The organism is Halobacillus trueperi (assembly GCF_003386945.1).
GTDB classification, from domain to species: domain Bacteria; phylum Bacillota; class Bacilli; order Bacillales; family Halobacillaceae; genus Halobacillus; species Halobacillus aidingensis.
On record NZ_QUAE01000010.1, the window covers coordinates 24,096 to 46,975 of the forward strand.

General features: G+C 43.5%; 25 protein-coding genes, 1 riboswitch and 1 other annotated feature. Of the genes, 10 read left to right on the forward strand and 15 right to left on the reverse strand.

Translation table 11 applies throughout. The features are described from left to right. Window positions 1-66 precede the first annotated feature (66 nt). The 4 genes from DYE48_RS13005 (at window position 67) to DYE48_RS13020 (ending at window position 3,711) form a co-directional block, all read left to right on the forward strand. A complete protein-coding gene (locus DYE48_RS13005) occupies window positions 67-1,188 on the forward strand; it encodes an amidohydrolase (RefSeq protein ID WP_089653922.1) in 1,122 nt (373 codons plus the stop codon). 217 nt (window positions 1,189-1,405) lie between these two features. Next, on the forward strand, window positions 1,406-2,206 hold the full coding sequence (locus DYE48_RS13010; RefSeq protein ID WP_115824013.1) for a DUF4397 domain-containing protein: 801 nt from the start codon (window positions 1,406-1,408) through the stop codon (window positions 2,204-2,206). A 2-nt stretch (window positions 2,207-2,208) separates the two neighbouring features. Beyond that, window positions 2,209-2,889, forward strand: coding sequence for a class F sortase (locus tag DYE48_RS13015; RefSeq protein ID WP_115824014.1), 681 nt, complete (start codon window positions 2,209-2,211; stop codon window positions 2,887-2,889). A gap of 273 nt (window positions 2,890-3,162) precedes the next feature. Then, entirely contained in the window at window positions 3,163-3,711 is a 549-nt protein-coding gene (locus DYE48_RS13020) for a GNAT family N-acetyltransferase (protein ID WP_115824015.1), read from the forward strand. Window positions 3,712-3,896: 185 nt separating this feature from the next. Here the strand turns inward: DYE48_RS13020 and DYE48_RS13025 are convergent, their stop codons facing one another. From DYE48_RS13025 to DYE48_RS13040, 4 genes are all read right to left on the reverse strand, one after another. Further along, window positions 3,897-4,580 carry an RsiV family protein gene (locus DYE48_RS13025; RefSeq protein ID WP_115824016.1) on the reverse strand — a complete coding sequence of 228 codons (684 nt, stop codon included), beginning with the start codon at window positions 4,578-4,580 and terminating at the stop codon, window positions 3,897-3,899. Between the two features lie 158 nt (window positions 4,581-4,738). Beyond that, entirely contained in the window at window positions 4,739-5,743 is a 1,005-nt protein-coding gene (locus DYE48_RS13030) for an aliphatic sulfonate ABC transporter substrate-binding protein (RefSeq protein WP_115824017.1), read from the reverse strand. Between the two features lie 18 nt (window positions 5,744-5,761). Further along, window positions 5,762-6,520 carry an ABC transporter permease gene (locus DYE48_RS13035; RefSeq protein WP_115824018.1) on the reverse strand — a complete coding sequence of 253 codons (759 nt, stop codon included), beginning with the start codon at window positions 6,518-6,520 and terminating at the stop codon, window positions 5,762-5,764. Continuing rightward, the gene (locus tag DYE48_RS13040; protein WP_115824019.1) at window positions 6,504-7,292 is read right to left on the reverse strand and encodes an ABC transporter ATP-binding protein; all 789 of its coding nucleotides are present in this window, start codon (window positions 7,290-7,292) and stop codon (window positions 6,504-6,506) included. The genes DYE48_RS13035 and DYE48_RS13040 overlap by 17 nt, the downstream gene beginning before the upstream one ends. 208 nt (window positions 7,293-7,500) lie before the next feature. On the opposite strand from DYE48_RS13040, the gene DYE48_RS13045 reads away from it, so the two are divergent. Together DYE48_RS13045 and DYE48_RS13050 are read left to right on the forward strand one after the other, a co-directional pair. Beyond that, on the forward strand, window positions 7,501-7,860 hold the full coding sequence (locus DYE48_RS13045; RefSeq protein ID WP_115824020.1) for a Lin0512 family protein: 360 nt from the start codon (window positions 7,501-7,503) through the stop codon (window positions 7,858-7,860). 98 nt (window positions 7,861-7,958) lie between these two features. Next, entirely contained in the window at window positions 7,959-8,318 is a 360-nt protein-coding gene (locus tag DYE48_RS13050; protein ID WP_115824021.1) for a Lin0512 family protein, read from the forward strand. Between the two features lie 158 nt (window positions 8,319-8,476). Here DYE48_RS13050 and DYE48_RS13055 read toward each other — a convergent pair whose 3' ends face one another. The 6 genes from DYE48_RS13055 to DYE48_RS13080 form a co-directional block, all read right to left on the reverse strand. After that, a complete protein-coding gene (locus tag DYE48_RS13055) occupies window positions 8,477-9,151 on the reverse strand; it encodes a TraR/DksA C4-type zinc finger protein (RefSeq protein ID WP_115824022.1) in 675 nt (224 codons plus the stop codon). 100 nt (window positions 9,152-9,251) lie between these two features. Then, the gene (locus DYE48_RS13060) at window positions 9,252-10,388 is read right to left on the reverse strand and encodes a bifunctional cystathionine gamma-lyase/homocysteine desulfhydrase (RefSeq protein ID WP_115824023.1); all 1,137 of its coding nucleotides are present in this window, start codon (window positions 10,386-10,388) and stop codon (window positions 9,252-9,254) included. A 5-nt stretch (window positions 10,389-10,393) separates the two neighbouring features. Continuing rightward, a complete protein-coding gene (locus DYE48_RS13065; protein WP_115824024.1) occupies window positions 10,394-11,311 on the reverse strand; it encodes a PLP-dependent cysteine synthase family protein in 918 nt (305 codons plus the stop codon). 21 nt (window positions 11,312-11,332) lie between these two features. Continuing rightward, on the reverse strand, window positions 11,333-11,794 hold the full coding sequence (locus DYE48_RS13070; protein ID WP_115824025.1) for an S-ribosylhomocysteine lyase: 462 nt from the start codon (window positions 11,792-11,794) through the stop codon (window positions 11,333-11,335). A 4-nt stretch (window positions 11,795-11,798) separates the two neighbouring features. Beyond that, window positions 11,799-12,443 carry a class I SAM-dependent DNA methyltransferase gene (locus tag DYE48_RS13075; RefSeq protein ID WP_115824026.1) on the reverse strand — a complete coding sequence of 215 codons (645 nt, stop codon included), beginning with the start codon at window positions 12,441-12,443 and terminating at the stop codon, window positions 11,799-11,801. 164 nt (window positions 12,444-12,607) lie between these two features. Beyond that, a complete protein-coding gene (locus tag DYE48_RS13080; protein ID WP_115824027.1) occupies window positions 12,608-13,780 on the reverse strand; it encodes a DEAD/DEAH box helicase in 1,173 nt (390 codons plus the stop codon). A 749-nt stretch (window positions 13,781-14,529) separates the two neighbouring features. Between DYE48_RS13080 and DYE48_RS13095 the strand changes: the two genes are divergently transcribed. After that, complete coding sequence (locus tag DYE48_RS13095) at window positions 14,530-15,717, forward strand: M14 family metallopeptidase (protein WP_115824030.1); 1,188 nt, start codon at window positions 14,530-14,532, stop codon at window positions 15,715-15,717. Between the two features lie 58 nt (window positions 15,718-15,775). Here the strand turns inward: DYE48_RS13095 and DYE48_RS13100 are convergent, their stop codons facing one another. The 3 genes from DYE48_RS13100 to DYE48_RS13110 all read right to left on the reverse strand — a co-directional run bounded on the left by DYE48_RS13100 (window position 15,776) and on the right by DYE48_RS13110 (window position 18,822). Next, a complete protein-coding gene (locus DYE48_RS13100) occupies window positions 15,776-16,114 on the reverse strand; it encodes a hypothetical protein (protein ID WP_089653851.1) in 339 nt (112 codons plus the stop codon). Between the two features lie 106 nt (window positions 16,115-16,220). Next, the gene (gene argH, locus DYE48_RS13105) at window positions 16,221-17,594 is read right to left on the reverse strand and encodes an argininosuccinate lyase (protein WP_115824031.1); all 1,374 of its coding nucleotides are present in this window, start codon (window positions 17,592-17,594) and stop codon (window positions 16,221-16,223) included. Continuing rightward, window positions 17,587-18,822 carry an argininosuccinate synthase gene (locus tag DYE48_RS13110; protein ID WP_089653855.1) on the reverse strand — a complete coding sequence of 412 codons (1,236 nt, stop codon included), beginning with the start codon at window positions 18,820-18,822 and terminating at the stop codon, window positions 17,587-17,589. The genes argH and DYE48_RS13110 overlap by 8 nt, the downstream gene beginning before the upstream one ends. A 52-nt stretch (window positions 18,823-18,874) precedes the next feature. Next, window positions 18,875-19,087, reverse strand: a binding site (T-box leader). 721 nt (window positions 19,088-19,808) lie between these two features. Further along, a riboswitch (PreQ1 riboswitch) is annotated at window positions 19,809-19,853 on the forward strand. Between the two features lie 86 nt (window positions 19,854-19,939). On the opposite strand from DYE48_RS13110, the gene queC reads away from it, so the two are divergent. From queC to queE, 3 genes are read left to right on the forward strand one after another with little or no spacing between them, the layout of a single operon-like run. Continuing rightward, window positions 19,940-20,605 carry a 7-cyano-7-deazaguanine synthase QueC gene (gene queC / locus DYE48_RS13120; RefSeq protein ID WP_115824033.1) on the forward strand — a complete coding sequence of 222 codons (666 nt, stop codon included), beginning with the start codon at window positions 19,940-19,942 and terminating at the stop codon, window positions 20,603-20,605. After that, window positions 20,605-21,072 carry a 6-carboxytetrahydropterin synthase QueD gene (gene queD, locus DYE48_RS13125; protein WP_115824034.1) on the forward strand — a complete coding sequence of 156 codons (468 nt, stop codon included), beginning with the start codon at window positions 20,605-20,607 and terminating at the stop codon, window positions 21,070-21,072. The genes queC and queD overlap by 1 nt, the downstream gene beginning before the upstream one ends. Continuing rightward, the gene (gene queE / locus DYE48_RS13130; protein ID WP_115824035.1) at window positions 21,065-21,793 is read left to right on the forward strand and encodes a 7-carboxy-7-deazaguanine synthase QueE; all 729 of its coding nucleotides are present in this window, start codon (window positions 21,065-21,067) and stop codon (window positions 21,791-21,793) included. Before queD ends, queE begins: the two co-directional genes overlap by 8 nt. Window positions 21,794-21,837: 44 nt before the next feature. Here the strand turns inward: queE and DYE48_RS13135 are convergent, their stop codons facing one another. Together DYE48_RS13135 and DYE48_RS13140 are read right to left on the reverse strand one after the other, a co-directional pair. Continuing rightward, on the reverse strand, window positions 21,838-22,005 hold the full coding sequence (locus DYE48_RS13135) for a YqaE/Pmp3 family membrane protein (RefSeq protein WP_089653864.1): 168 nt from the start codon (window positions 22,003-22,005) through the stop codon (window positions 21,838-21,840). A 7-nt stretch (window positions 22,006-22,012) separates the two neighbouring features. After that, a complete protein-coding gene (locus tag DYE48_RS13140; protein ID WP_115824036.1) occupies window positions 22,013-22,756 on the reverse strand; it encodes a phosphatase PAP2 family protein in 744 nt (247 codons plus the stop codon). Window positions 22,757-22,880 lie beyond the last annotated feature (124 nt).

Sequence of the window (22,880 nt, forward strand, 5' to 3'; positions counted from 1 at the left end):
TTTTGTTATCCAAAAGGCTTTTTTAAAGTATAATAATGGTATATCGAAGGGAAAGGCTGTATGTCTATGAACACTGTTATAAAAAATGTCCATATCCACCCCATTACATCTCCTTCTATAAAAAATGGATATGTCCATGTGGTTGACGGAAAAATACACGATTACGGTGAAAACATCGAGTTACCGAAGCAAGCAGAATTTATCGACGGCAAAGGGTTGGATTTATACCCGGGATTCGTTGATGTCCACACCCACCTCGGCCTTTATGATGAGGGAACGGGCTGGGCTGGCAGTGATGCAAATGAAACGATTGAGGCCGTAACCCCACACCTGAGAGCAATCGACGGGGCCCACCCTCTTGACCCTGCATTTTTTAACGCGAGGAAAGCGGGCGTTACCACAGCCCATATCATGCCCGGGAGCGCAAATATGATCGGTGGTACGACCTCTGTTATCAAAACGGTAGGACATACGATTAATCATATGATCCTCAGACAGACGGCAGGCCTAAAACTTGCTTTAGGAGAAAACCCTAAACGAATCCACTCCCAGTCTAAAAATGCTTCCATCACTCGACTAGGCATTATGGGGACCTTAAGGGAGACCTTTTATGCCGCTATGAAAGATCCCGATCCCGGCCTTCGTGTAAAACCGATTCTCATGGCATTGAACAAAGAGATTCCTGTTAGAATTCATGCCCATAGAGCGGATGACATCATTACAGCCTTACGGTTTGCAGACGAGTTCGACCTCGATTTGAGAATCGAACATTGCACGGAAGGACATTTGATTGCCGATCAACTAGCAGGTAGAGAATTACAAGTCTCTGTCGGCCCCACTTTTACGAGATCATCTAAGATCGAGCTTAGAAATAAAACTTGGCAGACATATAAAATTTTGCATGATCACGGAATCCGTGTGTCGATTACAACTGACCACCCTTATACACCGATACAATACTTAAACATTTGTGCAGCACTCGCTGCTAGAGAAGGTCTGGACATCGAGGACGCTCTTCGCGGGATCACGATCACCCCCGCTAAGAACCTTGGTGTCGATGACCGGGTCGGTTCGATTGAAAAAGGGAAAGACGCTGATCTCGTATTATGGAGCGGGCATCCATTCGAGTATTTGTCTAAACCCATATGGACGATGATTGACGGAAAAATGGTATATTTCCAGGAATAGTGAAGCACTCTAACACCGGAAGGATTTTCCGGTGTTTTTCTATGTTCCCAAAAACATATTGAGCATAGCCAAAGGTTTGAAAGTTGTACAAAGGGTGTATATGATTGATATACAAAACTTGTACAAGAGTTTCATAACGCGTTGTGAAAACCCCCATTGTAGAAATTGCCGGTCTAACGCTCGGCAATGGATATAAAAAATTTTAAGGAGTGGGAACATGAAAAAATTGTTTTCGTCATTAGCTGTTGTTGTTTTGATCTTGGGAATCTTCGCACCTTCTGTGTTGGCTGACAGTCACGATCAGAACGCCATGCTACGCGTTCTACACGCATCCCCTGACGCCCCTGCTGTTGATGTCTACTTGAATGATGAAGCTGTTGTAGAAGGTGCTGAATTCAAAGCTGCTACTGATTACATGGAAGTGCCGGCCGGCGAACATACCGTAGAGATTTATGCAGCTGGAACAAAAGGTGAACAAGATCCTGTCATTTCTACCACAGTGAATGTAGAGGCAGGTATGGCTTATACAGCTGCAGCGATTGATAACTTAGAAAACATTCAATTGAAGGCCATCCAAGATTCTATGGAAGCAACGGAAGGTATGGCCAAAGTCCGTGTCGGTCACTTCATTCCTGGTGCACCAGCCGTTGATGTAGGTCCAATTGGTGGAGATGCTTTATTCTCCGGTGCAGAATTCCCAATGGTCACCGATTATATGGAAATTGATCCAGGTTCCTACGACCTTGAAGTACGTACAACAGATGGAACACAGTTGATTGACCTTTCAGGTACAAACCTTGAAGCAGGAAAAGTTTACAGTGCTTTCGCTGTTGGAACAGCAGATAACCCAGAAGTATTGCTTCTCCAAGACTCTGCCGCTATGCCGACAATGATGCCTGCTACTGGTTTAGGTGGAACAGCTGACTCCTCATCGAATGCTTGGATGTATGCTGCTCTTCTAGGTGTACTAGCCATGGGTGCTGGCTTTATGCTGACACGTAAACGCTCAGAAGCCTAAAAATGGTAAGAAAACTTTTCCCTTTAGCCCTGGGTCTCCTCGTATTTTTCATCAGTTTCCAATGGCTGAATGAAGAACCTGTAGAGGACCCCAGGGTTCTTTCTACATCTGAAACAACACGCACCCAAGTTGTAGAAGTTAAAAAGGAATCTATAGTCACTGATCAATTAGAGAAGGCACCAGTTAAACAAAAGTACAAGCCTGCTGTTCATGCGTCTTCCGAACAATATGGCATCACACCTGACCGGATTGAAATTCCTTCGATAGACGTGGATGCCTCGATTCAAGCTCTTGGTTATACACCGGATGGCGGTATGGCGGTTCCAAAAAGCTTGACTGATGTCGGATGGTTTGAACCAGGGACGATGCCTGGAAACCAGGGGAACTCTGTCATTGCAGGACATGTGGATGGAAATAGCGGACCAGCCGTTTTTTATGACCTTAAGGATTTAAATCCAGGTGATGAAATTCATGTGTACGATGAAAACACCAAGTTGACGTTTGAAGTAAGCAGAATCGAATCTTATCCCTATAAAGATGCTCCCATCAGGGAAATTTTCGGTCCCGCAAACACACACAATTTGAACCTCATCACATGTACAGGTCCTTATGATGATGAAGCTTCTACTTATTCAGAACGATTAGCTGTATTTACTGTTTTAACAGATCGACAGGAACTTTAAAAATTAGTAAAAAAATCCACGTCCATTTTACAAAGATTTTATTCACTTTTTTGATTGAGTGGATTATTATAAGTTTAGATGATATTTTATAAGCTTTTGGTGTAGGGAAGGCAAATGGTGCGCCACCAGTCATGACACTGGTTCTAGTGGGTTCGATTCCCACCCCGAATTTTTGTGAGCAATTGATAAAAATTCGAGGGTGGTACGAACCGGCCAGTAACGCCTATTTCCTATGCGTTCGGACCACCCTCCTCATTCAAGGAGGGATTTTTTATGCTAAAAAAGCGTGACTTACATGACGCCCCGGTTTTATTTGAGTTGATGAGCCATCCTGAAGTGTTTCCTTACGTCCGTCACAAAGCATCTTCCAGTGACGAGTTTTACTTTTTGACCAAACAAACCATAGAAGCTGAAGATCGGGGGGAATTGGTTTCACGTACCATCCTTGATGAGTGGGGGCAGCCCATTGGAACCATCAACCTATTCGATATACAGGAAAGCAAAGGCTTTTTAGCTACATGGATCGGTCAGCCTTATTTCGGCAAAGGATACAATCAAATGGCCAAAGAAGCGTTTTTTGAGGAATTGTTTTTCCAATTGAATATAGAAGCTATTTTTATGAAAATCAGACGTACCAACGTCCGTTCGATGAAAGCTGCTCTCAAAATTCCCTATGTATCCATTGGAAACGACTCTTATCCAGAAGTGTTTTCTTGGATCAACCGCACAGATGATGTCTATGATCTGTATGTCATTACAAAAGATCAATATTTGTTTCATTACTATGGAGAGCAAAATGAAGAAGAAATGTTGGAAGCATAAGCAGCGCTTATGCTTCTTTTCTTTTTATGTTATTAACATTATCCACACGGTTGTGCACAATGTGAGTAAACGATTCAAACAGCCGAAATACAGAGGTTTTAAACTACATCCCTTTGTGGGTAAAACTCCCTCCACCAAATGTTAATTATGTGGATATCCTTTAAAAAAACGCACTAATACACGATTCAATGTGTGGATAATGTATAGGAAGGTAAAGGAGGCACTTTTTTCTCTAATTCTTCCTTAAGAATTCCTTTTAAAGGGATTGAAATCTCAGGAGTTCCATGGACGCCAGCAGCGACTTCAAATTTATTGAATACGAGCACAAGGTGGTCATCCTTCACATAAAAAGCGGTATTATCTCTTACACCAGCAAACGGCTCTTGCAAATACATCTCCGGATCAGCTTCCAACGCTTTCTTCACTTCCTTATTTAATCGATCGATATACACGAGGTCTTTTAACTTCTTTATTGATCCCCCTCGGTCATCTTGAAAATTGATGGAAGTGACGGTTGAATTGTAGCGATTCCCCCTGGATATGTGGGAGGTCATCACAACAGAATAAAAGGCCTTTTCTTTAAATACCGATGTTTCTTCATAATAAAGATAAGGAACACCCATCATTTCTCCAGCCCCTCTCTTTACGTCTCTCAACGTATCTTCAAGCTTTTGGACGATTTGAAAATTAACGGTATCTTGAAGGTCTCTACTTTCCAAATGCTCAAACCTTGGATAATCGACATGGACTTCCCAATCTTCCGTCACTTTATCTTTATGGACGATTTTATATTCGCTTTCAGCCGTGACCGACTGCCCTGAAACCAAAAATATTCCAATGATGAATAAAGCGATTGAAAAACGCTTCAAAAAGCATCCCTCCTGTACCTTTTAGTTTGACCTAAATTACAAAAACTAAAGGGACGTTTTTGAAGATTATCTCTTCTTATGCTGTTCGACCTCAGGTGAGGTAAAGTGATGGGAAGCAAAAAAAGAGACAGGAGAAAATCCTCCCGCCTCTAATCTATTCAATCAAGAAAGCTTGTGTCCACCAGACCAGTCAAGTCCGGCTTTTCTTTCAGAAACTCAAGATCATAAGAAGCATCCGCGAACTTCTGAAGGTTTTCTTCTTTCACTTCATACGTGAAATCAATACGCTCCCAGGCACGGTCGATAACTTCTTTTGAAAGTTCTTGATCCGTGATATCTTTGATTTTATTAATGGCGATCTGTTTCGCTTCTTCTGGATTTTCATTAATAAAGTCTGTTGCTTTTTTATGAGCTTCTACTATACTTCCCACCATATCAGGGTTCTCATCCACAAGTTTTTGAGAAGTGACAAACACGGCTGCCGGCAATGTTTCACCAAAAGCAACATCCGGTGTGTCGACAAGGACTTTACCGCTTCCTTGTTCCTCTATAGAAGATGCCCAAGGTTCAGGTACTGTGGCCACATCAACATTTTTCGTCTCAAACAAGCTTGCATATGTCGCTGGCTTTCCTGTGACATGCTTCATTTCTCCATCAATTCGGTCGGACGTTAAACCGTATTCCTCTTTCATCATCGTTTCAAATTGCACATCATGTGTACACCCTACCCTCGGAGAAACAAAGGTCTTTCCTGCCAAGTCTTCCGGAGATTCAATATCCGCTCCTTCTCTAGCCATGATGACTGTGCCACCCGTCGATCCTGCTGCCACGACATTGATTTCCGCTCCACTTGTGAAGTGGTTCATCGCTGGTCCAGGTCCTACAAGTCCGCCCTGGATGTCTCCCGTTTCAATTGCAGTCATGAAAGAAGAGCCATCTGGGAAGTATTGGTAGTTCACTTTTGTACCGTCCGGCAATGTTTCAGAATACAAATCCTTCGTTTCTGCCACCATACCCGCTACGTGGTTGATATTCGGAAAGTAACCAATCGTAATTTCTTCTTTGCTTCCACCTTCATCAGAGTTCGCTCCTGCATCACTCCCACAAGCGGCAAGAACCAGACTCATGACGGTAAGAGCGATAATCGATAACCATTTTTTCATCTTCTCCTCATCTCCTATCTATGTTTTCAATAAACCCCAGCGTTTTCTTACATTTCTCTCTAACTTAGAAAAGACAACTTGATCGACGACTGCACCGATGACACCAATGATAATAATAATAGCAATCACTTGGTCCATGCGTGCATAATCCTGAGCATACCGCAAAGAGTAACCCAATCCAGGACCATTGCTTAACAATTCCCCAGCCATGAGGGCTCTCCAGCTAAACGCCCAAGCGAGCCTTAACCCTGTCATAAAATAGGGAATACTTGATGGGACTTCCACTCTGAAAAACAGTGGAACCCCATTCGTCCCCATCGTCCTCGCCGCACGGACTAACTGCGGAGGGACACTATAGATGGCCGTCCGTACGTTCAAAGCCATGACGAACGTACCTCCAAGGACGACAACGAATACAACGGCAAATTCAGAAAAACCGAAAAGCATGATCGCAAGCGGCACCCAAACAATGCTCGGAATACTCTGTAAGGCGATGAGGTACATGCCAGCGGTTTCATCCGCCTGTTTCGATTTTCCGAGCAGGACCCCTATTACGGTCCCAAACAAAATAGCAAGGGATAAGCCCATAAATAAATGACGGAAACTCGCGCCCAATGCTTTAATGAAATCACCATCAGCAAAACCTTCGTACAGAGCGCCGGCCACTTTGATTGGTGATGGAAACACGATATCTTCAAATACACCGATGGAATACACTAACTGCCATAAACCTAAAACAACAACTAAAAATCCAATCCTCTTAATAGCTAGCTTCATGACGAAGTTCTTCCCTCAATACTTTATTGATTTCACCTTCCAGCAAATCCATCACCTTCCGCTCTAGCTCGATGACTCTTTCATCGTCCCTTTTCCTAGGCCGTGGAAGGTCGATGGAAAAGTCAGCGATAATCCGTCCTGGTCGTGTACCCATGACGACGACCCGATCCGATAATTTAATCGCTTCCTGAATGCTGTGGGTGACGAACAGAATGGTCTTTTGTGTCTCCTGCCAAATCTTCATCAGTTCTTCATGCAGAATATGTCTCGTCTGTTCATCCAGGGCCCCGAACGGTTCATCCATGAGTAACACTTTAGGATCCATGGCAAGGGCTCTTGCAATCGCTACCCGCTGCTGCATCCCTCCAGAAAGCTCATGGGTGTAATTTTCTTTAAATCTGCTGAGGTGGACCATCTGTAAGAAACGATCCGCTCTCTCCTCCGCCTCTTTTTTTGACCCATGCCCCTTCAAAGGAAAAAGAACATTTTCCTTTACATTCAGCCATGGAAAAAGCGACGGTTGTTGAAAGACCATTCCTCGGTCAGGTCCAGCTTTCTTAATTTCTTCCCCTTCCAACCGTATGGATCCCGATGTGACATCTTCAAGGCCTGCAACCATTGAAAGGAGCGTTGACTTTCCACACCCAGAGGGACCCAGGAGTGAAACAAATTGATTCTCTTCAATATTCAAATCGATTTCAGAAAAAACCTCAAAGCTGCCTTCTTCTTTATCGTTAAAGGTTTTTCCAACTTCCTCCATCTTCAAAAACAATACGCCACACCCTTATCAATATAATTCCTATAGAATTAGTAGGTTTTATGATTATATGATTAGATTATACAGTTGAACAGAATATTGTGTCAATGAACTCTTCTCATTCCTTCTGTTGGATCTAAATACATACATGTTTCACTTCATTTATAATGTGTTAAACACGTAGTAAGGAATCAAAAATTCTTTAGAAAGGATGGTCGATCCAATGGATCAAATTATCTTTATTCAAACCGGAACAGGGATAGATGTTCATGGTCAAGATGTGACAAAGGCATCCGTTCGTGCCATCGAGAATGCCATCCATTCGAATTCTATGCCGGGCGTCCAGGAAGCATTGCCTGAAGGGTCTATGGAAAATATGAAAACCACTGTCAAACTAGCCTTGCCCTGCGATATTGATGAATTAAACCATTCCAAAGTCAAAGAGGCCATCCCATACGGGCAGGTTGAAATCAAGTTATTGGATGGCGGAATGCGCACGACAAGTGGCGTCACTTTGAATCAAGAAGGAGATCATAACGACCAAATGTATATTGTTAATGCTTCCGTAGAAGTCGGATATTGACCATCAAAAAGTCAGGGAATCGTCCCTGACTTTTTCCAAACATAGAAGCAACCTTACGCATTGTGATAGGATGGATAGAAAGAAAAGGGGGAATAAAAGTGGAACATATGATGTTTATTCAAACAGGAATGGGAACAGATGTACATGGTCAGGATGTGACAAAAGCTTCAATCAGGGCTGTCAAAAATGCCATACATACGAACTCCATGCCAGGGATCCGTTCTGTCCTTCCTGAAGGGTCTTTAGATAATATGAAAATTAATGTGAAATTAGCTTTACCCTGTGATTTTGAAAAATTAGATTATGATAAAGTCAAAAATGCCATTCCTTACGGGGAAGTTAACTTAGAAGTGATGGAAGGCGGTATGCTCACTACGAGTGGCATCGTCCTGGAAGATAAACAGGATAAAAATGACCTCATGTATATTGTCAACGCAGCAGTAGAAGTCGGATATTAAGAGTAAAAGGATTCAATCGTACGAAAAAGCAGCCGACGAAATGTTGAGCATTTACCAAAGCCATCCGCGCATAGAGTCCAAAGGTATCTCACAAAAAGCCCTATCCATGGGACTGTTCCATACAAAAAGCCAGGGCACCTGCCCTGGCTTTTTGGTTCTTAGTAATGATCTTCTGCTTCATCCTGACTGTCCATATATTTGTCATAATGCTCATTGCGCTGAAAGCTTACTCCATCAGGCCCTGTATACCCATTCATATCTGTAGATACAAAAGGCTCGAATTCTTCTACATACCCCACACCATCTTGGTTATCCATTAATGATGAATCGTCATAGGTCATGCTGCTTTGATTAAAAGAAGCGACTTGTTCATAAGCATTTTGCTCATTATACTCCGGATCATCAGCGTTACGTCCATAGTTATTTTCTAATTCTGTAAGCACATCTTCTTCAACAGGTCGATCGCCGGATATATCTTGGTTGGAAGAAGCCTTGGCAATGGTCCGCGCAGTCGGCATCGCCTCCAATCTTTCCTTTGGAATTTGTCTCCCCGTTTCCTCACAAATCCCATAGGTGCCCTTCTGCATCTGCTTAAGTGAGTATTGAATATCTGATAATTCTTCTTCCAAATGCCCAAGTAAGGCAATATCTTTTTCCCGCTCATAAAGTTCAGTACCTGAATCAGCCGGATGATTGTCATATTGTGACAACTCTCCAGACGCCATATCACTTGCGAAACCTCTTTCTAAACCAAAATGATTGTTGTCAATCAAGCGTTGTTCGATTTCTCGTTTGCGATCTTCCAATTGCTTTTTATAATGGGTATAATCCATGTCATTTTCACTCCTGATCGATGATCCTTTTTAGTTTGGCTCAGGTGATTAGGAGCTATACAAAAAGGAGCACTCCTTTACAGAAGTGCTCCTTGTCTTATTATTTTCTTAATGCCTGTAAAAAATCTTCCTTCAGATCTTCGATATCTTCAAGGCCGATGGATACACGGACAAGTCCATCTGTGATACCTAGTTCGGCACGTCGCTCTTTTGGAATAGAGGCGTGGGTCATCATTGCAGGGACGGAGATAAGACTTTCGACTGCTCCGAGACTTTCTGCCAATGTGAAATATTTTACGTTGCGGAGAACTTGATCGGCTTTCTCTCCACTACCGACGTCAAAACTGATCATACCGCCGTTACCGCGCGCTTGTTTTTGATGAACGTCGCTTCCTTTATGATGGTCCAGCCCCGGGTAATAAATGTCTGTCACTTCTGGAAGCTCTTGTAGAAACTCGACGAACTGTCTTGTGTTTTCTTCAATTTCTTCCATACGGATTCCGAGCGTTTTGATTCCCCTCATCAGCAGCCATGAGTCCTGGGGCCCTAAAACACCACCTGTAGAATTCAAGACAAAATGAACATCTTCTGCAAGCTGTTCACTGTTCACTACGACAAGCCCAGCAACGACATCACTATGTCCTCCAAGATATTTGGTTGCACTGTGCAGAACAATGTCAGCACCAAATTCGATCGGATTCTGCCAATATGGCGTGCTGAATGTATTATCAACGATAAAGGTCAAGTCTTTCTCCTTCGCTAGTGTGGATACTTTTTGTACATCTGTCACTTTAAGCAACGGATTCGTCGGTGTTTCCACATAGATCGCCTTTGTGCGATCTGTAATCGCTGACTTGATATTTTCAACATCACTCGTATCAATAAAGCTCGCTTCTAATCCAAATCGCTGGATGACTTTTGATACAAGCCGGTATGTTCCACCATATACATCATCTGTAAAAATCACGTGGTCTCCATGATCAAAAGTCATAAGAACAGCTGTGATAGCTGCCATACCTGATCCGAAGGCGAACCCTTTATGCCCTCCTTCTAAATCCTTGATCAGTTCTTCCAACGCAAAACGTGTCGGGTTTCCCGTACGTGAATATTCATACCCCCGGTGCTGACCGACCCCATCTTGTTTGTAGGTACTTACCTGATATATAGGGACGCTGACAGCCCCGGTCTTTTCATCTCCTGTAATTCCACCATGGATGAGCTGTGTTTTTTTTCTCATGTTCATCACTCCTCATAGATCCCTTGACTTAAATATCGTTCACTACTGTCTGGAAAGATGGTTACGATTTTTGCTCCCGGCTTTGCCTTTTCAGCTTCTCTCCATGCAGCTTCAAAGGCCGCTCCCGATGAACTGGCTACAAGCAAACCTTCATTTAAAGCCAGTTCTTTTACACGACGAAAAGCAACCTCATCTGAAATGGTATGAATCGCATCAAAATAATCGGGATTCATATAAAAAGGCAGAAACTCCATCCCTATCCCTTCTGTTCGGTGTGGGCCAGGTTCTCCTCCATTCAAGATGGAGCCTTCCGGTTCAACAATCACGGTTTTAACATTTCCCATACGCTCTTTTAAATAACGGGACGTCCCCATGAATGTTCCACCTGTACCAGCACCAGCGACAAAAACATCCATTTCTCCATTCATATCCTTAAATATTTCCGGTCCGAGGGTTTCATAATAGGCCTCTGGATTCGCTTGATTATGAAACTGCTGCGGACTGAAGGAACCAGGAGTTTCCTCAGCCAATTGATTTGCTTTCTCTATGGCTCCCTTCATTCCTTTTTCAGTAGGAGTATTTACGACTTTAGCCCCTAAGGCTTTCATCAAGGTTTGTTTTTCCTGACTGAGCTTCTCTGGTGTTACAAAAATGACGGTAATTCCTTTTCCGATGGCAGCAAGTGCGAGGCCAATCCCTGTATTTCCAGCCGTGGGTTCGATAATGGTTCCCCCCGGTTTTAACCTCCCACGTTCTAACGCATCCTCAATCAATTTTAAACCCAGACGGTCTTTGATGCTCCCGCCTGGGTTCATGAATTCAAGCTTAGCGAAGATTCTAGCTTGATTCGGGATTTCGGAATGAGTGAGTTCGATCATCGGTGTCTGACCAATTAATGATTGTATATTCTTCACGTAACCCATCGCATCCTCAACTCCCGTTATTTATTGAAAAACTTCCGTCCATTCCTCACGTTTTTCAAGTAATTCTTTTGCCAGCTCCTGAGCTCCTCCCAAGCTGTGACTAGCAGCAAATCCGCATTGGACTTCGTTGCATGCAGGAACTTCGTCAGCTTCCAACACATCCTGAAGAGTCTTCTCGATTACATTAAGCACGTTATCATAGCTGTCATCATTCAGAATGGCAATATAGAAGCCGGTCTGGCAGCCCATCGGTCCAATATCGACAATGCGATCATGGTGATTCCGGCTGTTTTCTGCCATCAAATGCTCGAGAGAATGAAGGGCTGGCATTTCCATATGTTCCTGGTTCGGCTGCTTGATACGAAGATCATATTTGTAGATTTTATCTCCGTTCTCTCCTTCTGTTACTCCTACGAGACGTACGTATGGGGCACTAACTTTCGTGTGGTCAAGATTAAAGCTTTCAACATTCATTTTTGGCATGTGATCATCCTTCTCCTTTTTCAGCCTGAATGAGCCAGGCGTATTTGTTCAGTTGTTCAAAATTCACCTCAAACCCGTTGAGGACAAACATCTCTCTTAGTTCTTCTAGAAATGGGTAGTATTCTTCCTGCAAATCCTGCGCTAAATTTAAAAATCCTTGTTTTTCTGCGGATTTGATTAACTGTTGTTTATGTTCTTCGTCTTTAAAGATGGTATCTATAAAAACTACTTTCCCATCATTTTCAAGACGATCTCGAAAGCTCTGAATGGCTTCGACTTTCTCACTGGTCGTCAAATGATGAAAAGCGAATGAACTGATAATGGACCGGATGGGTGTTAAAAGTTTTGGGTAATCCAGAAAGTTGCCATCATAAATAGCTGCTTCCGGGCACTTAACTTTAGCGATTCTTCGCATTTCAGAGGAAGGCTCAATGCCAAGCACGACCTTGTTCTGATCGATGACCTTTCTCGTCAAATTTGCTGTACCCACTCCGAATTCCATGACCGGGGATACGGAAAGCTCTGCTAAGCGTGCCAACATTTCATCGTACCCTTCAAACACTTCACGATATTCCGGATCTTTACCAGCCACTGTATCGTCATATGAACTCGCCCATTGGTTGAACAGGTCGACGAATTCCATCCCCATAAATTTCATCTCTCCTCATTATTTATAATTCCAATGCGTTAACTCGGAATTATGTTTATAATGTATCATATTTCATAACTCCCCTCAATGTTATTGTTTTTTATCAGTAATTTTTTTAATGAAAAAAACAAAAACCAGAGTCTAGAAGGGACTCTGGTTTTTGCTTATCTTCTTCGTTTTTTATGTCGGGAAGTTTTTTCTTCCTCTTTTTCTTTTTTTCCAGGGGAAAGATGCTCCATAGACCTTCTTTCTAACTTTTGTTTGATATGCTGTTCAATTTGTTTAAGAGCAGCCTTATCTTTAGACGCGGCAAAAGTAATCGCCAACCCTTTGCCTCCCGCTCTTCCTGTTCTGCCAATCCTGTGAATATAACTTTCAGGGTCTTGTGGAATATCATAGTTGAACACATGGGTGATTCCTTCTACATCCAGGCCCCTAGCCGCTACGTCTGTAGCTACAAGGTACTGAATTTTAGCATCACGGAAACGCTGCATGACTTTCTCCCTTTTGGCTTGAGAAAGGTCACCATGCAGCTCATCGGATTCATATCCTTTGGCGGTCAAGGCGTCATTCAGTTTTTTCGCTCTGCGTTTCGTTCTACAGAAAATGACCGCAAGAAATGGTCGGTGTTCACTCATGATTTGAATAAGAGCATCTTGTTTAGCTCGATCGGTCGTTTCATATAACAGTTGTTTGATGTTAGAGACCGTCACTTTCTCCTCTTTCACTTCAATACGCTCTGGATACTGCGTAATTTTTTTTGCTAAGGAATGGACTTGTGAAGTGATTGTCGCTGAAAATAACATCGTTTGCCTTTCTGCTCCACACTGTCCAATAATCTCTTGCACATCAGGAAGAAATCCCGCTTCCAACATTTGATCGGCTTCATCAATGACAAGCTGCTGAATATTGGTCAGTTCAACAGTTTCTCGTCTCAAATGATCCAACAAACGACCTGGAGTCGCGATGACGATATGGGCTTTTCCATTCAATTTGTTCGCTTGTTTAGCTACATCCTGCCCACCATACACCGCAAGGACATGGGTTTCATCATTTTTCAGCTTGTCCACTTCATGAGTGATCTGCAAAGCTAATTCTCTTGTCGGGGTGATGATTAAAGCTTGAACCGTTCCCAAGGACGCGTCTACCTTTTCTAAAATAGGCAAAACAAATGCGAACGTCTTCCCTGTCCCTGTCTGTGCTTGGGCAATGATGTCTTTTCCATCCATTAGAGGCGGAATCGCACGTTCCTGTACGGGAGTCGGAGAAGCAATCCCCTGCTTCTGCAGCTTTTCAGTCAACTCTTTCGATATTCCTAATTTTTCAAATGGTTTCATCTATTATTCACTACTTTCTATAAAATTAATTCCGTCATTCATCCCACATAAGCTCCCTTTAGTAAGACTCATTTTCGAGATAACCGGGGGTTCGTTTGCCGTATTTGGAGTCAGGGGTGCAGGGGTGGTTGGGAAGCCACTCGCTTTCCTGTGGGGGAGTGGCGAGCTTCCTCGGGCTAACGCCCTGCGGGATCTCGCCTATCTCCTTCTCCCACGGGAGTCTCGCAGCTTCCCAACTACCCCATTTCGATATTAAGGAGAAACGAACCCTTATACCAAGAGGGACGTTTTCCACACCATTCATAAGGCGTCACAAAGCGCTTTATATCAAGCTTTCACGCTAGGAATGCCACCAAGGCATAGTTTTATATTATTCATTTCGCTTGAGCATACAGCAGACTTCCTGAGAAATGGTTTCGAGATACTCACATGGCTAAGGGGCGGAGGGGAATGGCGAGACTCCTGCGGGAAAAAAGTGCTTGGTGAGACCCCGCAGGACTCAGTCCGAGGAGGCTCACCGCGCTCCCGCGGAAAGCGAGTCATTCCCCGCAGCCCCCATCCACTCAACAAAAGTCTCGAAACTGAGTCTTCCACAATCCTGCCAGTTAGCTGAATAAGACCATTCCCTTATTGTACCTCAAATAGGGTAGTTATGTTGGGATTCATGAAAATTGGTCGAGAGATGTTTGTTCATCAATTCAACCATTTTCCATATAGTTATAAAAAGGACTGTAAAAAGGGGGGCTCTTATGGACGTTAAAGTAAGAAGTGGTGATTCGTTATGGTACTACTCGAACCTTTTTAACGTACCGTTGGATTTAATCATAGATTCTAATCCACAAGCGGAACCATCTTCGCTTCAGATTGGACAAACCATTCGTATCCCCGGCTATGAAACGAGTCAATATCGGATACAATCCGGAGATACTTTTTGGAAAATCGCCAGCGAGCGTCGTATTTCATTAGATGCGATTGCTTTATTAAACCCTTCCGTCAATCCTAGAATGCTTCAAATCGGTCAGGTTTTATTCCTTCCCGTTCAAGTAACCTATAGAGTTGTAGATGGAAACCGTCCTTATGATTTCAACGTGCTCACAACTGATTTGAATGAACTTTACGAACTCTACCCGTTTGTCAGAAGAGAGACGATTGGAAGTAGTGTGATGGGAAAAGATCTTGTTGAACTTCAAATCGGCCGTGGTCCGAAAGTTGTGCATTGGAACGGCTCGTTTCATGCAAATGAATGGATTACCACAGCAGTGATCATGCAATTTCTTAATGACTACTTGCTGGCCTTAACAAATAAAGAGACCATTCGAGGGCTGGAAATCGACCCTTTTTACAATGAAGTGACACTCTCCATTGTTCCCATGGTCGACCCTGATGGTGTAGACCTCGTTTTGAACGGACCGCCTGAAGGGGAATTTGGGGAGTTGGCACTAACTATCAATGACGGGAACACTGATTTCTCTGGCTGGAAAGCAAATATTCGCGGAGTGGATTTGAATAACCAATACCCTGCCAAATGGGAAGTGGATGCAGCAAGAAAACCAACCTCCCCTGCGCCAAGAGATTTCCCTGGCTATCAACCGTTGACGGAGCCTGAGACGGTTGCAATGGCTGAGCTTGCCGGTGCCCGTAATTTCGAAAAGATGCTTGCTTTCCATACACAAGGAGAAGTAATTTATTGGGGATATGAGGGGCTTGAACCTCCTCGCTCCATGACGATTGTCAACGAATTTGAAAGAGTCAGCGGTTACAAACCCATCCGTTATGTAGATAGCTTTTCCGGCTATAAGGACTGGTTTATACAGGATTTCCGACAACCTGGCTTCACTGTAGAACTTGGGCTTGGAGTAAATCCTCTACCTCTTGAACAGTTTGATGAAATCTACCAGGAAACAATGGGGATCTTTTTGGCAAGTTTGTACATGTAGACCCAATGGAAAGTTTCTAACAAAACCCCTGCGGAGACTAAATTCCGCAGGGGTTTTGTTAGAAATCTTTTTTGTCCATATGACCATTGTGATCTTTGATCACTTGAATGGCCCGATCGTACTCCTCTTCTTTTACAGAAAAATGAAGCACGTGGGTCAAATGCTTTTTATCAGATAGTGCACTATCACGATCATGCTTAGGGGAGACGACCTCTGTAAAGTTGAACGTTCCTCCACCTGAATTCGTTGAACCTGCCACAGGGACAATTGGGGTCATATCTGTATCCTCAGGAATCGCTTCTACTGTATCCTGATCAACCGATAAAGATTGCAACGATGCTTTTGCACTTTCTGCATCATTTTCTGTTGAAAAGTAAGCTTGAATGGTTTTCGCCATACGATCATCCCTCTCTATAAAAGGTAGTATGGTTATATTATCCTTCCCTCCTCATTTTCAAACCCTTGACGAACTTCCAGGTGGGCCAAAGAAAAGAACAACTCTCCTAAGAGAGATGTTCTTTTGCCAATTGGATTTGTTTATTCACTTGCTCGAACCCTGTTCCACCCTCACTGTTACGGGCAGCTACGACTTGGTTCGGATTCAATTTTTCAAAAATATCCGCTTCAAAAAGTGGGGAGAAATCCTGGTATTCCTCCATGGTCAGATCCAACAAATATTTTTCTTGTTGAATAGAATACAAAACAATTTTCCCGATCACTTCATGCGCTTCTCTGAACGGCATGCCTTTGACTGCCAAATAATCCGCTATATCTGTGGCATTCGAATAATCTTCATTTACAGCATTCTTCATTTGATCCCCTTTAACATGCATCGATGCAAGCATCGGCGCTAACAAAGACAAGGCTCCTTCAAGAGTCTCAACCGTATCGAACATTCCCTCTTTGTCTTCCTGCATATCTTTGTTGTAAGCGAGAGGCAGCCCTTTCAGTAAGGTGAGCAATCCCATCAAATGCCCATAGATTCTTCCCGTTTTTCCACGGAGGAGTTCTGGAACATCAGGGTTCTTCTTCTGAGGCATGATGCTTGAACCTGTACAAAAGGCATCATCCAATTCAACGAATTGAAACTCCTGGCTTCCCCATAAAATCAGCTCTTCGGACAAGCGTGAAATGTGTGTAATCATAATAGAGGAAATAGATAAGAACTCAAGGATAAAATCACGATCACTGACGGCATCCAATGAATTCGGATAAGGCTGATCGAACCCTAAAGCATCGGATGTCATTTGTCTGTCAATCGGGTAGGGCGTCCCTGCAAGAGCCGCAGCCCCAAGCGGAGACCAGTTGATCCGCTTCAAACTATCCTGCAAACGTTCCTTATCCCGTTCAAACATCCAAAAGTAAGCCATTAAATGGTGGCCAAAAGAGACGGGCTGGGCACGCTGCAAATGGGTGTACCCCGGCAGAATGGTTTCCACATGCTTTTCCGCCTGCTCCACCAAGGACGATTGAACCGCCTCTACCAGCTCCATCAACCCTTTCGTTTTTTCACGTAAATAAAGGTGCATATCTGTCGCCACTTGATCGTTCCGGCTTCTTCCGGTATGCAACTTCCCTCCGACCGGTCCGATCTCATCAATGAGCAGTTTTTCTATATTCATGTGAATATCTTCGTGCTCCACAGAAAAAGTGACGTCTCCTTTCTTCACTTTCTCTTTGATCGTAAGCAGCCCTTCCTTGATTTGCATCACTTCACTCATTTCGATAATGTCACACGCACCGAGCATTTCCACATGAGCGATACTACCTTCGATATCCTGTAATGCCAGTTTTTGATCAAAAGTGATGGAAGAGGTGTACTCTTCCACCAATTTATTTGTGGGCTTTGTAAACCGGCCGCCCCATAGTTTAGTCATGCTGGCTCACCACCGCTTGGTCCAGTAACTTCTCTCCTTTATGAACGTCTGCATGGACTTTTGTCGGCAGTCCCCACAACTTAATGAATCCGACAGCTGCATTATGATCAAACGCATCTTCTTTCGAATAAGTGGAAAGTTCTTCATTATATAGACTGACCGGTGATTTCTTACCAATCACTGTATGGTGTCCCTTGAACAACTTCACTCTAACGGTTCCTGTGACAACCTGCTGTGTCGAATCAATGAATGCAGATAGAGCCGGTTGTAGTGGTGAATACCATAGACCGTCGTATATGATTTTGGAAAGCTGCTGATCAACATTAGCTTTATATTGGGAAACCTCTCTTGTTTGTGTCAAAAATTCCAGTTCTTTATGGGCATTGATCAAAATCATAGCTCCAGGGTTTTCATACACTTCTCTCGATTTAATTCCTACAAGACGATTTTCTGTATGATCAATTCTACCAACCCCATGTTTGCCGCCAAGTTCGTTCAAGTACTCAATTAAAGGAACAAGATCCATTTTTTCTCCGTTCAATCCGACTGGCTTTCCTTCTATGAAATCAATCTCAATGGTCTCCGGCTGATCAGGCGTCTCTTCAATCGGATTGGTCCAGGCATATGCCGCTTCCGGAGCTTCTTTCCAAGGATCTTCAAGAACTCCAGCTTCACAAGCACGCCCCCAGATGTTTGCATCAATAGAGAATGGGTTTTCTAGATTGACAGGAACCGGGATTCCTTTTTCTTCTGCATAAATGATTTGTTCATCACGTGTCATTCCCCATTCACGAACAGGAGCAATGACTTCAAGATCAGGATTCAATGCCTGTATGGAAACTTCAAAACGCACCTGGTCGTTTCCCTTTCCTGTACAACCGTGAGCGACAGCGACCGCTCCCTCCTGCTCTGCCACTTCAACGAGCAGTTTAGAGATGAGCGGGCGGGAAAGAGCAGAAGATAATGGATACTTCCCTTCATATAGAGCATTTGCTTTAAGAGCCGGCATCAAATATTCTTCAGCCAATATCTCTTTGGCATCTACCATAATTGCCTTGATCGCTCCTACATCCAGCGCCTTTTTACGAATGGTTTCCAAGTCTTTCCCTTCACCAACATCCAATCCTAAAGCGATCACATCATACCCATACTTTTCTTGAATCCACTTAACAGAAATCGATGTGTCCAATCCACCGGAATAAGCTAATACTACTTTTGGTTTTGTCATATTAATAACCTCCTCGTTTATTGTCCATAAAAAAATCCGTCTCCTACCTGGGGTAAGAGACGGATTTTGAATCATCCGCGGTGCCACTCTCATTGTCTGTATGTCAGACCAACTCGAAGCTGATAACGGGGGCTCCCGGTTCTGGCTACTTTATTCACCGAACATCTCAGAAGTGCGTTTCCGTATCAATCCGTCACCAGGCTTCCACCGCCCCCGGCTCGCTGTCGACCAACTTCATACGTACTCTCTTCGTCCACGAATGTATTTTTATAATGAATTGTTTATAATTATACAAAATCATAAGCAGAAGTCAACACATAAAATACATTCATAGAAAAAGTTTTTTTCAGATTGCCATTTTCATAGCCCTATATTCAACTAAAGATCCCGATTGTGGAAGACTCAGTTTCGAGACTTTTGTTGAGTGGATAGGGGCTGCGGGGAATGGCTCGCTTTCCGCGGGAGCGCGGTGAGCCTCCTCGGACTGCGTCCTGCGGGGTCTCACCATACACTTTTTTCCCGCAGGAGTCTCGCCATTCCCCTCCGCCCCTTTGCAATATAAGTATCTCGAAACCACATCCGGAATAAGCTGCTTTTATGCACATGGTAATTGGAGGGAAATCAACTCCCAAGGACGCTATTACGTATGCGGAAAGGTTGTTATAATGCGCTTTATACTTAAAACACCAGGATAGTGGAAGGCACCCTCTCACAGTGAAGGGGTTCGTTTCGCTCCTGCATCGAATGGGGTGGTTGGGAAGCTGCGAGACTCCCGTGTGAGAAGGAGATAGGCGAGATCCCGCAGGACGTAGTCCGAGGAAGCTCGGCGCTCCCCCACAGGAAAGCGAGTGGCTTCCCAGCCACCCCTGACGCTCAACACAGCAACGCGAACCCTTGAAATCCTGCCATAAAGAAAGTGCAGGGTTTCCAGGGGCATATTGTCGTGTTAAGATGAGTAGGGTAAATTAAATAAAGTCTGCTTCAGAGCAGGAGAGGTTCTAGCGACACCCTCTATAAAAAACTAAGGATGGAACTGTACCTTGCCTTAGGTGCGGTTTTTTTAATGGTTTTGGGTGTGTAGAATTCTCTTTTTCGATGATGAAAGGAGAATTTTTTTATGGAAAAAAATAAAAAAGCTGTGGTTGTATTCAGTGGTGGACAGGACAGTACGACTTGTTTGTTCTGGGCATTGAAGAAGTTCGATTCCGTTGAAGTCGTTACTTTCGATTACAACCAACGTCATAAAGAAGAAATTGAAGTGGCGAAAGAAATCGCTGGAGATCAGCGGGTTCGCCATCATATCCTTGATATGTCTTTACTTAACCAACTTGCCCCTAATGCTTTAACAAGGGATGATATTGAAGTGAAAGATGGAGAAGATGGGGAACTTCCTTCTACCTTTGTACCGGGAAGGAATCTATTATTCTTGTCTTTCGCCACAATTCTTGCGCGGCAAATCGGCGCGAAACATATTGTGACAGGGGTTTGTGAGACAGATTTCAGCGGTTATCCAGACTGCCGCGATGTCTTTGTTAAATCCTTGAATGTCACACTGAATCTATCGATGGATGATGAATTCGTTATTCATACCCCACTTATGTGGCTGGACAAAGCAGAAACGTGGGAAATGGCTGATGATTTGGATGCCTTTGACTACGTCCGTGAAAAAACGTTGACTTGCTACAACGGTATCCGAGGGGATGGCTGCGGGGAATGCCCGGCTTGTGAACTTCGCAGGAATGGCCTTCATACTTACCTCGCTAAAAAAGAGGTGACCAAATAATGTACGGGTTTACGATTGTTGAAAACTTGCAGAAAATGGATCAGGACATCAAACAACATGAGTTGAAATACCACCAAAAGCGTGTACTCGTCAGCAAAGAATTCACTTTTGACGCTGCTCACCACCTACATTGTTATGAAGGAAAATGTAAAAATCTCCATGGACATACGTATAAAGTGATTTTTGGCGTCAGCGGCTTTGTTGATGATATTGGTCTTGTCATCGATTTTGGTGACATCAAGAAAATTTGGAAAGAACAGATTGAAATCCATCTCGATCACAGGTATTTGAATGATACACTCCCGAACATGAATACAACAGCTGAAAATATGGTCGTTTGGATTTATGAAAAAATGGAAGAAGCTTTGAAAGAGGATCCGAATAAGTGTCGTGTTGAATTTGTAAAACTTTACGAAACACCGACAAGTTTCGCGGAAGCAAGACGGGAGTGGATGATGGATGAATAAATTCCCCGTTCTCGAAATATTTGGCCCTACCATCCAAGGCGAGGGAATGGTTGTCGGGAGAAAAACGATGTTTGTCCGTACAGCCGGATGTGATTACAGTTGTTCGTGGTGCGATTCCGCTTTTACATGGGATGGAAGCGCCAAGCATGACATCGAGCGGTTAACTTCCGAAGAAATTGTGACTCGACTGATCGACACCGGTGGAGAGCAATTCGATCATGTCACGATATCAGGGGGTAACCCTGCCCTCTTAAAAAATTTACATGAGCTTATCGTCCCTCTTCATGAAAGAGGAATTGAAGTGGCCCTTGAGACACAGGGCAGCCGTTGGCAGGAATGGTTCACTCAAATTGATGACCTGACCATCTCTCCTAAACCACCCAGCTCCGGGATGAAGACGGATTGGAACATTCTCGATGATATCTTAATCCGCTTGGAAGGCGCTGACCGACTTCAAAACACGAGTATAAAAGTGGTCATTTTTAATAAAAAGGACCTGAGCTATGCTGAAAAAGTCCATGAACGTTATCCCAATGTGCCCTTCTTTTTACAAGTCGGAAATGATGATTTGGAAGAAAACGAAGCAGGAACATTAGCCAGCCACCTCCTTGATCAATACGAATGGCTCATTGATCAAGTTGTCGCCTCATCCAAGCTGAATAAAGTCCGCGTTCTCCCACAAGTGCATGCACTTGTCTGGGGGAATAAACGAGGAGTATAAAAGAAAAAGCCTGACAGCATCACACATGCGGTCAGGCTTTTTGCTTATCCACGTTTTTTGCTGTCGTAATGACCCTTCACTACTACGGCCGCGTGGACCGCTCCTGGAACATAAAAAATCAAAGTTAAAATTAAATTCAATAGAGCCTTTAGTGGTTTTCCTGTAAACAATACAGCTAAAGGTGGTAAAAATATGGCTAGTATATACAACATGGTTAAATCATCCTTTCTCTTGCTTCCTTTCAGTTTTCCCTTTTGAAAGGGTTTGAACACTCCCTGATTGTCTCCTTCTCTGATTCCATATCGTGACTTCCAGTGCCGCTATGCAAACGAGCAGCCATGCAAGACCGAATAACATGCCTCCAACGACATCCGTAAAAAAGTGCACTCCTAGATAAACTCTAGAAAGACCGATAAGTGCAATTAACATTCCAAGCGCTATATTTACCGTCCATTTCCAAGGCTTCTTCAAAGGGCTGATTACGATTAAGTAAATGAGAAAGCCGTAAAAAACGACGGATCCTGTTGTATGTCCACTCGGGAAACTGAAACCCGTCCCATCATATTCCGCCAGCACTTCTGGACGTTGGCGCTCGAAGGAAACCTTCAGCAATTTGGTCAAAGCACTGATGCCGATCATGACGATGGCAAAATAAATACCTACCCACCGGCTGAACGGAGAAAAAAACAATAAAAAGATAAGTAATGCTACAGAGGCTATGGATATGAATAAAACGGATCCCAAGTCTGTCGTCCATCCCCAAAACGTATCCATCCACGGGGTAGTAATTGACCTCACTACATCTGTCGCTGCCTGATCCACAAAGAATTTTTCCTGTTCAAGGACATCTGCCGCAAGTTCAGTAAAGAAATAAACGGCTCCGCCTACCAATGCGAAGCCCGCCAAAATAATAATAATAGACGCTTTCGAAAGGTCTGAAAGCTTCGTTCCTGAAAACAACATCACAATTCCTCCTGACTGCCAATGACTCTTAATTCAACCCTTCCCCTAATCGCTATCGATTAACCTTGAAATACAATCCTCATTGCTCTATGGTCGCAAATCAAGCTTCTTTTATGATAAACAA

What these genes read in the sequence shown, in the direction of transcription:
- DYE48_RS13005 (WP_089653922.1), top strand. Translation starts at nt 67, where the DNA reads ATGAACACTGTTATAAAAAATGTCCATATCCACCCCATTACATCTCCT.
- DYE48_RS13010 (WP_115824013.1), top strand. Translation starts at nt 1,406, where the DNA reads ATGAAAAAATTGTTTTCGTCATTAGCTGTTGTTGTTTTGATCTTGGGA.
- DYE48_RS13015 (WP_115824014.1), top strand. Translation starts at nt 2,209, where the DNA reads ATGGTAAGAAAACTTTTCCCTTTAGCCCTGGGTCTCCTCGTATTTTTC.
- DYE48_RS13020 (WP_115824015.1), top strand. Translation starts at nt 3,163, where the DNA reads ATGCTAAAAAAGCGTGACTTACATGACGCCCCGGTTTTATTTGAGTTG.
- DYE48_RS13030 (WP_115824017.1), bottom strand. Translation starts at nt 5,743, where the DNA reads ATGAAAAAATGGTTATCGATTATCGCTCTTACCGTCATGAGTCTGGTT.
- DYE48_RS13035 (WP_115824018.1), bottom strand. Translation starts at nt 6,520, where the DNA reads ATGAAGCTAGCTATTAAGAGGATTGGATTTTTAGTTGTTGTTTTAGGT.
- DYE48_RS13045 (WP_115824020.1), top strand. Translation starts at nt 7,501, where the DNA reads ATGGATCAAATTATCTTTATTCAAACCGGAACAGGGATAGATGTTCAT.
- DYE48_RS13055 (WP_115824022.1), bottom strand. Translation starts at nt 9,151, where the DNA reads ATGGATTATACCCATTATAAAAAGCAATTGGAAGATCGCAAACGAGAA.
- DYE48_RS13060 (WP_115824023.1), bottom strand. Translation starts at nt 10,388, where the DNA reads ATGAGAAAAAAAACACAGCTCATCCATGGTGGAATTACAGGAGATGAA.
- DYE48_RS13065 (WP_115824024.1), bottom strand. Translation starts at nt 11,311, where the DNA reads ATGGGTTACGTGAAGAATATACAATCATTAATTGGTCAGACACCGATG.
- DYE48_RS13070 (WP_115824025.1), bottom strand. Translation starts at nt 11,794, where the DNA reads ATGCCAAAAATGAATGTTGAAAGCTTTAATCTTGACCACACGAAAGTT.
- DYE48_RS13075 (WP_115824026.1), bottom strand. Translation starts at nt 12,443, where the DNA reads ATGGGGATGGAATTCGTCGACCTGTTCAACCAATGGGCGAGTTCATAT.
- DYE48_RS13080 (WP_115824027.1), bottom strand. Translation starts at nt 13,780, where the DNA reads ATGAAACCATTTGAAAAATTAGGAATATCGAAAGAGTTGACTGAAAAG.
- DYE48_RS13095 (WP_115824030.1), top strand. Translation starts at nt 14,530, where the DNA reads ATGGACGTTAAAGTAAGAAGTGGTGATTCGTTATGGTACTACTCGAAC.
- DYE48_RS13100 (WP_089653851.1), bottom strand. Translation starts at nt 16,114, where the DNA reads ATGGCGAAAACCATTCAAGCTTACTTTTCAACAGAAAATGATGCAGAA.
- argH (WP_115824031.1), bottom strand. Translation starts at nt 17,594, where the DNA reads ATGACTAAACTATGGGGCGGCCGGTTTACAAAGCCCACAAATAAATTG.
- DYE48_RS13110 (WP_089653855.1), bottom strand. Translation starts at nt 18,822, where the DNA reads ATGACAAAACCAAAAGTAGTATTAGCTTATTCCGGTGGATTGGACACA.
- queC (WP_115824033.1), top strand. Translation starts at nt 19,940, where the DNA reads ATGGAAAAAAATAAAAAAGCTGTGGTTGTATTCAGTGGTGGACAGGAC.
- queD (WP_115824034.1), top strand. Translation starts at nt 20,605, where the DNA reads ATGTACGGGTTTACGATTGTTGAAAACTTGCAGAAAATGGATCAGGAC.
- queE (WP_115824035.1), top strand. Translation starts at nt 21,065, where the DNA reads ATGAATAAATTCCCCGTTCTCGAAATATTTGGCCCTACCATCCAAGGC.
- DYE48_RS13135 (WP_089653864.1), bottom strand. Translation starts at nt 22,005, where the DNA reads ATGTTGTATATACTAGCCATATTTTTACCACCTTTAGCTGTATTGTTT.
- DYE48_RS13140 (WP_115824036.1), bottom strand. Translation starts at nt 22,756, where the DNA reads ATGTTGTTTTCAGGAACGAAGCTTTCAGACCTTTCGAAAGCGTCTATT.